At 52.8% G+C, this 12476-nt stretch carries 16 protein-coding genes, 2 pseudogenes and 1 riboswitch; of the genes and pseudogenes, 11 read left to right on the top strand and 7 right to left on the bottom strand.

Translation table 11 applies throughout. The features are described from left to right. Positions 1 to 107 precede the first annotated feature (107 nt). Positions 108 to 191, top strand: a pseudogene (locus ACZ0A4_RS20790) (IS66-like element accessory protein TnpA); the annotation flags it as partial. 155 nt (positions 192 to 346) lie between these two features. Next, positions 347 to 912: pseudogene (gene tnpC, locus ACZ0A4_RS20785) on the top strand (IS66 family transposase); the annotation flags it as partial. Positions 913 to 925: 13 nt separating this feature from the next. Here the strand turns inward: tnpC and ppa are convergent. From ppa to ACZ0A4_RS20760, 5 genes are all read right to left on the bottom strand, one after another. Further along, positions 926 to 1471 (bottom strand): inorganic diphosphatase, encoded by a 546-nt coding sequence (gene ppa, locus ACZ0A4_RS20780; RefSeq protein WP_463576239.1) that lies wholly within the window; start codon positions 1469 to 1471, stop codon positions 926 to 928. A gap of 2 nt (positions 1472 to 1473) precedes the next feature. After that, entirely contained in the window at positions 1474 to 1827 is a 354-nt protein-coding gene (locus ACZ0A4_RS20775; RefSeq protein WP_186752031.1) for a DUF190 domain-containing protein, read from the bottom strand. 10 nt (positions 1828 to 1837) lie between these two features. Next, a complete protein-coding gene (gene crcB / locus ACZ0A4_RS20770; RefSeq protein ID WP_010924788.1) occupies positions 1838 to 2221 on the bottom strand; it encodes a fluoride efflux transporter CrcB in 384 nt (127 codons plus the stop codon). 142 nt (positions 2222 to 2363) lie between these two features. Continuing rightward, a riboswitch (Fluoride riboswitch) is annotated at positions 2364 to 2425 on the bottom strand. Between the two features lie 175 nt (positions 2426 to 2600). Continuing rightward, a complete protein-coding gene (locus tag ACZ0A4_RS20765) occupies positions 2601 to 4280 on the bottom strand; it encodes a hypothetical protein (protein WP_463576238.1) in 1680 nt (559 codons plus the stop codon). Positions 4281 to 4745: 465 nt separating this feature from the next. Beyond that, on the bottom strand, positions 4746 to 5054 hold the full coding sequence (locus ACZ0A4_RS20760; protein ID WP_294167112.1) for a helix-turn-helix domain-containing protein: 309 nt from the start codon (positions 5052 to 5054) through the stop codon (positions 4746 to 4748). Positions 5055 to 5147: 93 nt separating this feature from the next. Here ACZ0A4_RS20760 and ACZ0A4_RS20755 point away from each other — a divergent pair, with 93 nt between their 5' ends. The 3 genes from ACZ0A4_RS20755 to ACZ0A4_RS20745 are packed head-to-tail and all read left to right on the top strand — an operon-like array spanning position 5148 to position 6653. Next, complete coding sequence (locus ACZ0A4_RS20755; RefSeq protein ID WP_463576237.1) at positions 5148 to 5561, top strand: hypothetical protein; 414 nt, start codon at positions 5148 to 5150, stop codon at positions 5559 to 5561. Next, the gene (locus ACZ0A4_RS20750; protein ID WP_463576236.1) at positions 5554 to 6150 is read left to right on the top strand and encodes an antitoxin Xre/MbcA/ParS toxin-binding domain-containing protein; all 597 of its coding nucleotides are present in this window, start codon (positions 5554 to 5556) and stop codon (positions 6148 to 6150) included. Before ACZ0A4_RS20755 ends, ACZ0A4_RS20750 begins: the two co-directional genes overlap by 8 nt. A 5-nt stretch (positions 6151 to 6155) precedes the next feature. Next, positions 6156 to 6653, top strand: a complete 498-nt coding sequence (locus tag ACZ0A4_RS20745) for a hypothetical protein (protein ID WP_294167115.1) — start codon at positions 6156 to 6158, stop codon at positions 6651 to 6653. 68 nt (positions 6654 to 6721) lie between these two features. Here the strand turns inward: ACZ0A4_RS20745 and ACZ0A4_RS20740 are convergent, their stop codons facing one another. Continuing rightward, the gene (locus ACZ0A4_RS20740) at positions 6722 to 6913 is read right to left on the bottom strand and encodes a hypothetical protein (protein WP_294167117.1); all 192 of its coding nucleotides are present in this window, start codon (positions 6911 to 6913) and stop codon (positions 6722 to 6724) included. 146 nt (positions 6914 to 7059) lie between these two features. Next, entirely contained in the window at positions 7060 to 8208 is a 1149-nt protein-coding gene (locus ACZ0A4_RS20735; protein ID WP_463576235.1) for an MFS transporter, read from the bottom strand. 193 nt (positions 8209 to 8401) lie between these two features. On the opposite strand from ACZ0A4_RS20735, the gene ACZ0A4_RS20730 reads away from it, so the two are divergent. The 6 genes from ACZ0A4_RS20730 to ACZ0A4_RS20705 all read left to right on the top strand — a co-directional run bounded on the left by ACZ0A4_RS20730 (position 8402) and on the right by ACZ0A4_RS20705 (position 12471). Next, a complete protein-coding gene (locus tag ACZ0A4_RS20730; RefSeq protein WP_294167121.1) occupies positions 8402 to 8899 on the top strand; it encodes a MarR family winged helix-turn-helix transcriptional regulator in 498 nt (165 codons plus the stop codon). 80 nt (positions 8900 to 8979) lie between these two features. Further along, positions 8980 to 9483 carry an arsinothricin resistance N-acetyltransferase ArsN1 family A gene (locus ACZ0A4_RS20725; protein WP_294169290.1) on the top strand — a complete coding sequence of 168 codons (504 nt, stop codon included), beginning with the start codon at positions 8980 to 8982 and terminating at the stop codon, positions 9481 to 9483. Positions 9484 to 9497: 14 nt separating this feature from the next. Continuing rightward, positions 9498 to 10853 carry an FAD-dependent oxidoreductase gene (locus tag ACZ0A4_RS20720; RefSeq protein WP_463576234.1) on the top strand — a complete coding sequence of 452 codons (1356 nt, stop codon included), beginning with the start codon at positions 9498 to 9500 and terminating at the stop codon, positions 10851 to 10853. 326 nt (positions 10854 to 11179) lie between these two features. Then, the gene (locus ACZ0A4_RS20715) at positions 11180 to 11593 is read left to right on the top strand and encodes an arsenate reductase ArsC (protein ID WP_463576233.1); all 414 of its coding nucleotides are present in this window, start codon (positions 11180 to 11182) and stop codon (positions 11591 to 11593) included. 8 nt (positions 11594 to 11601) lie between these two features. Further along, complete coding sequence (locus ACZ0A4_RS20710; protein WP_463576232.1) at positions 11602 to 11964, top strand: metalloregulator ArsR/SmtB family transcription factor; 363 nt, start codon at positions 11602 to 11604, stop codon at positions 11962 to 11964. A 36-nt stretch (positions 11965 to 12000) separates the two neighbouring features. Then, entirely contained in the window at positions 12001 to 12471 is a 471-nt protein-coding gene (locus ACZ0A4_RS20705) for an arsenate reductase ArsC (RefSeq protein ID WP_070415435.1), read from the top strand. The last annotated feature ends 5 nt before the right edge of the window (positions 12472 to 12476 follow it).

Genomic DNA, 12476 nt, shown 5'->3' with positions numbered 1-12476 from the left:
AATCGTAACCGTCCGGGCAACACACCTTCCTGATGCCGTCGCTTAAGGCGATGGTGTCCACCTAAATTTAAGTGGACACCATTTTTAGCCTTTTTAAGCGGACGCCCATGCCACCAGAACGCCGTTCCTATTCCAACTCCTTTAAGGCCCAGGTCATCGCCGAGTGTGCGCAGGCTGACACCTCGATTGCCAATGTCGCCTTGACCCACAACCTCAATGCCAACCTCGTCCATAAATGGATTCGGGTGCATGGGCGGAAAAACCTGGCACTGCAACTGCTTTTATTCCGGTCAAGACATTGTCTTCGACAGCGGCCCCTCAAGTTCTTCCGGCCACGATTCGAATCGAACTGGGCGTCACGGAGATCGGCTGCATGGCCCATGCACGCCGCAAGTTCTTCGACTTGCACGCGACCATCAAAAGCCAGATTGCCGAAAAAGCGCTGCACTACATTGCAGCTTTGTAGTGGAGCGAGAGGTTCGCGAACTGGGATCAGGTGACCGGCAGCGAATACGGCGAGAGAAAGCAACGCCGATCATCGATGCACTTCATACCTGGATGATCGCCCAGAGGCAGCTTGTGCCTGAGGGATCGGCCATCGCCAAGGCGTTGGATTACAGCCTAAAGCGGTGGATAGCGCTGACGCGCTATCTCAATGACGGTGCTGTGCCCATCGATAACAACTGGTGCGAGAATCAAATCCGACCGTGGGCTCTTGGGCGCTCGAACTGGCTGTTCGCGGGCTCGTTACGCAGCGGTAAACGTGCGGCTGCAATCATGAGTTTGATTCAGACGGCACGGCTCAATGGGCATGATCCATATGCGTACCTGAAGGACGTCCTCACCCGCCTGCCGACACAGCGGGCGAGTGAGATTACTGAGCTACTCCCGCATAAGTGGGGTCACATTTAACAGTCCAGATTTTCTAGTGAGACACCAGACTTTTTGGAACGTAGGCTGCTACTGACCTGCGGATTTCTTCCCTAGCCTCATCTGCGCTACCCCAGTGCCCCATCTTCACCCACTTACCTGGTTCCAACGCCTTGTAGTTCTCAAAGAAATGCTGGATCTGCGCAAGCAGAAGTGCGGGAAGGTCTTCGCACTCCTTGATATCGCTGTACATCGAGCTGAGTTTGTCATGAGGAACAGCGATTACTTTGGCATCGGCGCCTGCTTCGTCTGTCATGTACATCACGCCAACCGGACGACTGCGAATGACAACGCCAGGAGAGACCGGATAGGGGCAGACCACCAGTACGTCCAGTGGATCGCCATCATCGCTTAGCGTGTTCGGTATAAACCCGTAGTTGGCCGGATAGAACATCGGTGTGCTGAGGAAGCGGTCGACGAAGAGCTGCCCACTTGGCTTGTCCACTTCGTATTTGATCGGAGAGTGGTTTGCAGGAATCTCGATAACGGTGAAAAAGTCATCGGGGATCGCGTTACCAGCTGGAATGTCCGTATAGCTCATGTTCATAGCTCCGAAGCTTTGGAAGAGGCTGCGCTGGAAGGCGTTTTTCCAAGTGTGCCCATCTCGATTGGCGTCTTGGTGAAAAACACCGATATTTCCTCACAGTCCAGTCGCTTGAATAACCGCTCTGCCTCATCCTCCGTGATTGCCAAGCGAATCTCCGTGGGTTGATCAGCCAGCTCAAAAAAGTGCGATGAGTGTAGTTTTCCAGTGTGTCCAAAACCTTCGATTCCAGTACATAGCGTGGCACCGCGCAGCCCCATTTCCTTAGCTACGTCGACGATCCATTCGCCAAGCATCTTTCCTTGATAACGACGGTTTTGTTGGGTGAAGAAAACGACCATATAACCTTTCATTTTAATCTCCTCAGCGAGTACCAATCATTTGGTAGGACAGTAGTCCGGCAGCGGTCATCGCTAACGAACCTACGACGTGCAATGAAATTGAACCGAGCGCCCACAGCAATCTCCCTTCTTGGATTAGGGCAACTGTTTCGGCTGAAAAGGTGGAAAAGGTGGTAAGTCCCCCACAAAAACCCGTGATGATTAGCAGGCGCCATTCGGGGCTTAAGGAGGGAGATGCGGCCAAGAACGCGATGGCTAGGCCGATGATGTACCCCCCGACCATGTTCGCCACCACAGTGCCTGGGGGAATTGTCGGGAACAGCGCGTTGAGCTTCATGCCCAGGAGCCAGCGCAACCAAGCACCAAGTGATGCACCGATGGCGATAACTAATAGTGATTTCAGCATGGCTGCAATTCTCCTCTGGGCTGGTAGAGCCAAGGAGGTGCTGATAATCGCAGATTACGAAAGCGAGCTGATATGAGATTTGGAGTCAAGATCCTGTCCTAAATTAGAGGACAGGGAGGCACACCTACGCACCCTGTCCAGGGTTTACGTAGGCATCATCAGCACGAGGCGGTTTCAAGGAGGAATGCCATCTCCTGAGCAGATCCTATAGTAACAGTACCGATAACTTCAACCTCCACGCCCCGAAATCAGTGCGGCCTGTAGGGACGCTGTCTTTACTGCCATAGTGACCTGAGCCTACCCAGCGACCTCAATGGAAGTTCGAAAATAGGTACATCGGAATTCCAATCCAGTTGTTCAAGACGGGTTCGGTAGACGCTTACACAGAATCGCCCAAATAGCCTGTATAGGTCTCAGGTGCCGAAAGAGTTGGTAATGGTGGAGGCGTTGCTTTTGTTAGAGAAACTTCCTTCACTTTTGCCCGACTCGCCGCTCTCTCCTCCTTTCTTTTTGCTCGCTTTTGCGCTTCCTCAAACTCCTGCATGGGATTTTTGATGAAGTGCTGCTCGTACGTCCTCAAAAGCCCCGTGTCTTTACTAGCGACCGCTTGTGCTAATACATATTCCGCATCACGAAGCTGAATTAGGAATTTATGGCTCTCCGCCTGCCTGGCGCTTACCAGAGATAAGGCTCGTTCAGAGAAGCGGCCACTGGTCCAAAGTTCAAACCTCAGATCCATTCCAGCCCACTCCGAATGTGTCTTAGCGAACGCCCTAAGCACAGGAATCCTTTTATCGAGCCATTTGTTTATTTCATCATCATCAAGTGTGGTGACTGGATGAATTCCTTTGCATTCGATGAAGACGACTTCGTGATTTCTTCGGACTGCCAATACGTCAATTTCGGCTTTATCGCCCAGCAAGTTTTTGACGATTCGGTTCATTTCCTGCTCATAACCAGGAAGGGTAAATTTAACGATCTGGGCAACGGCGAACTCAAAAAGGCTACCTCTCAAGGTAGAGGCGGCACCTTCAATGCGAGAAAGGTCATCGAAAATTTTCTCCAATGCCTCGGGGTTCTGGGTCAGCTTTGCTGTATCCGTCAGTATCGCGCATAGATTTTTTAAGGCTTTGGCTACGTCTCGGCCAAACAGGCTTTCAGTCGTAGCCGGAATAATCCCCTCTTTTTTGAGTAAAGCAAAAGCCTCTGCTTCGTACTCTTCCGCCACGAATATCTGAAGGCACTTACCCACTTTCGGCAGGCTTCTAAGTGTTATGCACTTGCGAACAAACGCGCCAATGTGTTCGAGAGAAACTCTGCCATTCAACGCTAAATCACAAACCAGAAAGCCAGGTTTTACACCGACAATTGCTTGTCCACGCATTGGGAATAAATACGACGGCCCTGCCAAATCCCAGTTAAACGTTCCGACCTTAGGCAAGTTCGTGGTGTCTTCATCTTCTCGGGTCTCGACTGAGTCATAGCTGACCATGCCCAGATTCCGGGACCAGTCTTTAACTGCCAATAACGTGATTTTTTCTGCGATGAGTCGGCTCTTCATTTTTGCCCAGAGCGACGTTGCGTCCAGGATGTGTTCAATGTCGCATCGTACGATGCAGGTCTCTCCACCTGGAACCGTGATTTCTTTCACTAGGGTCGCTTTGATCAGTCTCTCAAGCAGGCTCTCGGATGAGATGTGTTTTTTCTGGGCTACCGGGGCTCCGCAGGCAATCAGAAAGTGGCCGCGAGGCATGATGTTGTCGCGCAACTCCAATGCATTGAGAGCAGTGAAGTATGAGCTTCCAGTTTTTTTGAGTGCGACCATCAAGTTTTGAAAGAAAAAGGGGGAGCCGTAATTTTTCTCCAAATACAGGAATCGGGCTCTGTGTGGAAAAATGATATGGCTCAGCTTGCTCATTCCCTCGCAGCCTCGTTCAACCCGTTTCCGAGCAGCGGTCGAATTCAAACCGTGCCGTTGCTCAAGTAGCTTCGACAAGTCGCTGCTTAGCATTGGGCCATCGCGTTTGAGGATTTCTGCGATTGAGTTCGCTGCCATCATGATTCTCCTGGATGTCACACTGCGCTATTTATATCCCTTGTAAACAAGGTGCAGTAGCGGTTTCGCGGCCTTGCTCATTTGTAGAGGTAAAATAAGGCTTTCAAGCCTAGTCGATTCTGATTTTGGCCTGAAATGTCACAATGCGAAATATCAGTCACCCTAAGCGATCAAACGGGGGCGACTTACATCGCGTAGACACCCTGCTACTTTTTTCCCAATCAGAGCGAATTTCGATGTAGGTCTAAGAGCCTGGAGTAGACGCCATGTGGGCTAATTCGGCGAAGTCGGTTTAATGAAAACAACGAAGATCAGGCCGGCTTGATACCCCATTCGCTAGGAGGAAGAGTCAACAACGCAGAAGGTGTGCGGGGCGAAGCATACGTTTCCCGTCGAATGCCTCGTTTCAACTGCCAAAACCAGGGCTGCCCGTGAGCGTGCAGCAGTAAAAAGGATCAGGTGTATCTCCTAGTCCACATCCTCATCTTTGCCAGGGATCATTTCTACCCTTACATCGCGAACCGCTTTTGCAAGAAGGGCCTCGAAGCTCGTGCTTGGATCCCGATGCAGATAGCACTGGAGCACAAGTGACAGCGGGGAGATACCCATGATTTCAGCTAGATCGTCTATCACCTTCAGGCTAGGGGAGCGAAGTCCACGCTCCAGTAGGCTGATGTACTCCCTGCTAACCCTCGGTGGGAAGTCGTTCTGGGCCAAATTGGCCTGATGCCGCATATCCCTCAGAGCCAGCGCAAATGCGTCGTTTAGCTCGCGCATGCGGCTACTCCTGAAAAAGGAGTATGTAGCCACATTGAGCTAGCGTTCGCAGCGTACTATAGTACGCCGATAGTAAACGCTTGGAGAGATAATATGTTCGAAACCCACGCGCAAGCGCGATTGCAGAATCCGCTTTTCGCTTTGGAGGAAGGAACGCATCGTTGGGCCTACATCTCACAGACGGCGAATCATGAGTGGTTTTTTTTGACCTACGAAACGTTCGACGGGGAGTTTTCCTCGCAGCAGCAATTCATGATCCCTGCCGTCCGCCACCTATTGGGTTTGGCCTATAGGGATACACCCGAGGAATTTATTCGGGAAATTCAGCTTGTGTCCCCGCCATGGTTGAACGAGAAATGCAGTTGGTTGATGGAGCCGATTCGAGCCATCCATTCGGTCGGTGAGCAGTATTGCTACGAGCTGATGGATGGACAGATTTACCCGTCCGCGCTACTTCGGCATCCCAGAGAAACGTTGTGGTCCAAGGTAGATAGGGCAAATGAATAATTTCATTGAAAGACGCCTCGCTACTAATCACCGAACCCTTCTTTTTCAGCGAGACGGCTCTGAGACGGAAATGTTCGGGTTTGAATGCCTCGACGGTTGGTCGGATCTGATCGAAGGCAGTCTGCTGCTAATCCAGCGATATGCAGAGTTGAGAGCGCTCGACGTGAATATTTCACAAGCGAAAGAAAAGTTCGGTCAGCTCCGGATTTATCAACGTGGGGGCGACGCTAGCGTCGGTATGGCTCTAGAAATCACCGAACTGGTTTCGGGTTGCGTATGCGAGCTGTGCAGCATGCCTGGAGAAGTGATGGCGTTTGAAGGTTGGCTTCTTGCTCGGTGTGAGAAACATCGCGGGACACAGGCTTTAGAACAAATAGACCCTAGGATCGCTGACCAACATTACGTTGCCAGCTATGCGCGAACCGTAGCGTTAATTTTGTCATTCTTCGGAGCGAGCGCCGTACATTGGGTGCAACAGCCAAGCATTGCTTTTGCCGGTCGGCGGCCTTACGAAGTGCTCAATATGAGCGAGGGGTGCGAGGCGGTCTACACGCTTCTGAAGCGACTCGAATATGGCGTTGGGGTGTGATCCTCATGAATGTTATCGCCAACTCAAGAGTAGTGATGGCTGATCACCCAAATCTTGAAGAGCACCTGCGTCGCGAACTGGCGTGGGAGTTTGGTCAAGGGCTAGTCGACTTGAAACACGTACGGAGTCTCGTATCGTCTCCGCTGTTGATGTCGTTTTGCGTAAGAGCCTTCACTCATCCAATGCTTGCAAGCGCCGGGGACACGTATTTGGATACGCGAACGTTGCTCGCGGATTGGCCTCTGAAAACGCGTGCGATATCGTTATGCGAATTTACCCGGTTGGAGGGGATGTTGGCGTTTGTCGATGAATACAGCCTCAGCGATGCATCATTGATAAAGCTCCAAGTCTGGCCATATAGCCCGCAAAGCCTTGATGGTTTCGCGATGGCCATCGCTGTGGCGCTCAGCTACACGCCTTCCGAATTGATGCAGGAATCGAGAATTTCGCTGGCGATAGATGAGTTGGTCGGTGAATGGGGCTATTACGCCGATGGGTTCTGAAGGTTTCGAGGGATAGACGAACGTTGCTGGTGCAATGGGCAGGACAGATATGGAAAGCAAAACTCACGTCAGAATTCACGCCCGACTGATGCCATTTTTTCCCATGCCTCGTCTAGATTGTCCTCCGGAGTTTCTGCCAGCAGGCGTTCAAGCGAAAGCTTTGTACCTTGGGACGGACCATTAGAAACCTCGTGCCCGACGGTTATAGGTTGCTCTGCCAATGCATCTTCGATTGGAGTCAGCTGCTTTTTTCGTGTCATTTTTCTTGCTCCAAAACTCGTCCGTAAGAGTTTAGTGTTTGAGCGGAGGGGAGGGCGTCAAGGTGACAGGTGGCTGGATCCGCCTGCATTACCAATAGGGTTGCAGTCGAGTCCCCCCGATTTAACACTGCGCCTCCAGCAGCGCCTCACGTGTTCTCTTTTTGAGCCGTCGGTATCCGCCAGGTAGCCATGAAGCATAGGAACAGAAGCCCGCACATCACACCGATAAGTACCGAAGCTCCAAAGCTTTCCAAAACAAAAGCTGAGGCGATGGGGCCGCACGCTTGGGCAACAAGGACAGGCCTTGCGAGCAGTCCCATGCGTGCGCCATATCCTTGAGGTCCAAAAAGCGCCAATGGAAGAGTACCGCGAGCGATGGTGAGGATGCCGTTACCCGCACCGTAAAGTGCAATTGCTACGAAGGCCAGCCAAGGCAGGCCTGAGATCAGCAATCCAAGTCCGACGAAGCATAGCAACACTCCCACTCGTGCGGACCAAGTTGGGTGGAGATTCCTTCCAATGGAAAACTCCGCAACCCGCGCCACCACTTGCGAGGGTCCGATCACCATGCCGAGCGCCAAGGCCATAGCGTTCGCGATCCCCAACTGCTTGAGAATATTGAGCAGGTGTACCGAGATACCAGATACCACCAGTGCCAGTGCCGTTAGCATGCCGCCAATCAAGAAAAACAGATAATTGGAGGTCTTTGGGCGAAGCGCAGCCCCCCCTAGTGATTCGGTTATAACGGGGTGGGGCGGTTGTTTTGTGCTTCCAGGAATCAACAGCGCATGAATAGGGAATCCGATTAGCAGATGAGTCGCAGCGATAGCAAAGCAGGCGCCCCTCCAACCGATCCAACTCTCCAGTCCCGCTATCACCGGCCAGCCTATGGTGCTTGCGAAGCCGCCTAAAAGGGTCAGTCCGGTAATGGAGGTTCGAGCCTCTTCGCCGAAAAGTCGTCCCAGGGTTGAGAAGGCTGCGTCGTATAGACCCGCCGCCATGGCGACGCCGATCAGCGTCCAGGCGAGGTAGTACGTGGCAAGGTTTCCCGCCAGCCCCATCAGTAACATGCCAAGAGCCAGGAGCAGTGAGCTGGCAGCCAGGATAGAGCGTCCGCCATGACGATCAATCTGACGACCAACTGCCGGCGAGGAAGCTCCCGCTATCAGCATTCCCCAAGACAGACCACCCACTGCGCTGGTAATGGACCACCCGGTTTCTTTGGCTATAGGAGTCGCAAGCACTGCCGGCAAGTAATAGGTCGTAGCCCAGGCAATAATCTGGGTGAAACCCATTGCCCATACGAGCCTGGAGCGATTGATCGGAGAATGAATCTGCTGTGGAAATGACACGACCGATGCGCTCATTTTTAGTTGTTAGTAACAACAAGCTAGCGCCTTCTTCTGGCTATCGTCAATCTAAGTTCGTTGTTGACGCCTCCGAGATTCGAGGATTACTGTTGCAGCTAACAACTAATTTGTGACGGTTATGACGAAGCTTAAAAACGATCAGCTGACTCAGGATTCCGAGGACTTGCATGAGGCGCTGAACCAGCTGGTTCGCGTCTATCAGTTCCGTGATCGCGACCGGATCTGCTGTTACGACGTATCGGTAACCCAATGCTATGCCGTCGAGACGCTTGTCAAAAGGGGCGCGCTGCGCCTTCAGGTCTTGGCGGAAGAAATGTTCTTGGACAAAAGCACGGCAAGCCGAGTGATCGATACCTTAGAGCGTAAAGGGTATGTGTCTCGCGTTGAGGATGATGAAGATCGACGTGCAGTCCGAATCCAGGCAACGGATTCTGGACGGGAGCTATACGAGAAAATCAGAGCTGACCTGATTGCTGAGGAGCGAGCGATGATCGAGAACATCTCGGCTGAAGCCAGGCAAGGAGCACTGAGTTTGCTTAGGCAGATTACGCGGGCCACGGAGATTCGCTGCGGGCTCGTGAGTGAGTGTTGCCCAGCCGTGAAGAGCAAGGATTGAAAGGGAAAACTTCCTTTTAGAAGCAATGTTGTTACTACCAACCGAGTGGGGCTCGAATAATGCTAACAATGCAAACGCTGATGCGATTTCGTTTAGCTGAACGCTTAGATGCTACCAAAATGGCAGCCATCTACAACCAAGGTATTGAGGATCGTAGCTCTACGTTTGAAACAACTCCTGTATGTGCATCAGACATGTTTGATCGCATTAACTCAGTAGAACGCTACCCGGTAGTGGTCATGGTTGATGTGGCTGATCAGGTTGTTGGATGGGCTGGACTCAGTAGTTATCGCACCCGAGCCTGTTACGACGGCGTTGCAGATTTCTCCATTTATGTAGATCGCGATGTTCGCGGCTACGGGTTCGGCAAACAGTTGCTTCAGGCATTGCTGGACGAAGCCGAAGCTCGCGGATTCTGGAAGGTTCTTTCGCGTATTTTTACCTTCAATCACGCCAGTCTTGCACTGTGTGAAGCCTGCGGTTTTCGTCAGGTGGGGGTGTATGAAAAGCACGCTTGCCTGGAAGGGCGCTGGCTTGACTGTACGATTGTCGAACGCCTGTTTCCGGTCAATCAGCCAGTCTGAAAAAGGAATGGACCATGGTGAACAACGATCTTCCCGTTGCCATAATCGGAGCAGGGCCGGTGGGCCTGGCGACAGCCGTTCACCTATTGGCCCGAGGGATCACACCGTTGATTTTCGACGCTGGTCCGAAAGCTGGGTCCAGCATCGAAGAATGGGCGCATGTGAAGATGTTTTCTCCGTGGCAGTTCAATGTGGACAAGGAGGCGGCCAAACTTTTGCTGGCCGATGGCTGGATTCCACCACCGGAGAACGAGTATCCAACGGGTCGTGAACTGCTGGACCGGTTTGTTCGACCTCTCGCAGACCTCGAACAGATCAAGCGTCACTTGCAGCTCAATACCCGTGTTCTGGCAGCCACTCGCATCGGTCAGGATGTGATGAAGACCCAGGGCAGATCGGCTGCCCCTTTTTTGCTACGCGTCGCAGGACCAACGGGTGAACAGGATGTGCTGGCCAGCGCTCTCATCGATGCCTCGGGCACGTACCTGACGCCGAACTGGATGGGTGCCCATGGTATCCCTGCCTTGGGCGAGATCGAGCATGCAGCGCACATCGCGTACGGCATCCCGGAGGTATTGAGTCGTGCCCGGAATCGCTATGCCAACAAAAGAGTGCTGGTAGTAGGTGGTGGTCACTCCGCGTTTAACACCCTCCAGGATCTGGTACGGCTGACTCAGGAGGCACCGCAAACCAAAGTGCTATGGGCAATCCGGGGTAATTCTCTTGAGCGCATTCTGGGCGGTGGTGCGAATGATCAATTGGAAGAGCGCGGAAAGCTCGGCCTGAAGATTCGCCAATTGCTGAATGACGGCGTGATCGAGCTGTTCAAAAGCGTCGCTATCGATCAGGTAGTAGGCAATGCCCAAGGGTTGGTCGTGAAGGCGGGAGGCCAGTTATTTCCACCTGTGGACGAAATCATTGTGGCGACTGGATTCCGCCCAGACCTGAGTCTGCTCGCCGAGCTGCGTATCTCACTTGACCCAACAACCCAAAGTGCAGTGTTGCTCGCTTCAATGATCGACCCCAACCAGCACAGCTGCGGTACGGTCAGGCCTCACGGCGCAGTAGAACTTTCCCATCCAGAGGAAGGTTTCTTCATTGTGGGGATGAAGAGCTATGGCCGGGCGCCTACGTTTTTGTTAATGACGGGGTATGAACAGGTACGGTCTGTTGTCGCGGCGTTGGCGGGTGATTGGGAGGCGGCCAAAAGGGTTGAGCTGATCCTTCCGGCAACTGGCATTTGCAACTCGGATTTCGATGAGGCTGATGATCGCCTTGAAGCTTCGGCTAGTCAGACATCTTGTTGCGCGACGGCGGGAACATTTCCTGAGGCCGCACCTCTTACCTCGCCGGGTTGTTGCAAAGCCTAGAGCACTGCCGCCTAACCCGCCCTCGACGTCCGGGGCAGGTTAGGGGTGCCCTTCTTATTTCTTCTGCTTGTCCAGGTAGTCCTTGAACCAAGGAACGACCTTTTTCTGCTTGCGCGACAGACTCATTACAAAAAACATATATACCGCCGCAGATATTTGTAGATAACTGGAAAGCGAGTTACGTGACTGACGCGGCAATATAGGGCTTTCATTGAAGCTGGTCGGCGGAATCCAAACGTTTTTATGGATTACTGTGCCATTAGCTCTTTACCTGGTATACGGAAAATCATATATTCGTTATACCGTATATGAGCTGAGATTTCACAATGACCAGCAAAGCCCGTGTCCTTTTCGTTTGTACCGCCAATGCTGCCCGCTCTCAGCTGGCCCAAGCGTTGCTGAGGCATACCGATTCGGAGCATTTCGAGGCGTTCAGCGCCGGCACAACTCCGACTCAGGTAGATCCGCGCACCTTTGAGGCGCTTTCCCACATCGGTGTGAGCGCTGAAGGACTGCATAGCAAGTCGATAGATGAGTTTCGTGGTGAGCGTTTCGATTACGTCATCACCTTGTGTGATAAAGCCGCATCGGAATGCCAGTCTCTACCAGGCGCCGGTGAGGCATTGGCCTGGAGTTTTGAAGACCCGGTCACCAGCATCAAACCCGATGCCTTTCGTCACACCCTTCACGAAATTCATGAGCGCATCAAGATGTTCGTCTTGGTCAAAAACAAACACTGAGAAACGATATGGCTGACCATCTGACACCGACCACTGTTTTCAAATGCCTGGCTGATGACACTCGGGTGCGCACGATGCTGCTCATCACTCGTGAAGGAGAGCTTTGTGTATGCGAGCTGACCTGCGCACTGAATGAGAGTCAGCCAAAAGTCTCCAGGCACCTGGCCCAGCTGCGCAGTTGCGGTTTGCTGTCGGACCGTCGGCAAGGCCAATGGGTGTATTACCGACTGCACCCGAACCTTCCAGATTGGGTCCATCAAGTGCTGACCACTACGCTCGAAAGCAACAAGCATTGGTTGAGCCCTGAATCTAAACGCCTCGATGAAATGGGCGACCGCCCTGAGCGGGCGCTGGCCTGCTGTGAAAGCTAAATCGCCTGATTCCGCCTTCGACTAAGAGATCGCTCGATGAAAATCCTGTTCCTGTGCACTGCCAATAGCTGCCGCAGCATCCTTTGTGAAGCAGTCTTCAATCACTTGGCGCCGGAAGGTATGAAAGCCTACAGCGCGGGCAGTCAGCCGAAAGGCGAAGTACATCCGCTGAGTCTCAAGACGTTAGAAAGCGCTGGTATTTCGACGGAGGGATTGATCAGTAAGTCCAGCGATGTCCATGTGAACTTGGCTCCTGATTTCGTCATCACGGTGTGCGACAAGGCTGCCGGTGAGGCCTGCCCGGTATTTTTCGGACCGGCCACGAAGGCGCACTGGGGGTTGGCTGACCCGTCGGAATACCACGGGACTCAAGAAGAGATCGGGGCGGCTTTTGAGGCCACTTTGGAGCAGATCAGAACCCGTATTGAAGCCTTTCTGGCTTTACCGCTTTCCCAGCTGAGTGCCGAACAGCTCAAGGCAGAGCTGGCCCTGATTGGCACGCTGTAATCACA

This window comes from Pseudomonas sp. AC172 (genome assembly GCF_979258595.1).
The sequence above is the reverse complement of the archived record's forward strand: the minus strand, read 5'-3'. Positions and strand labels throughout refer to the sequence as shown.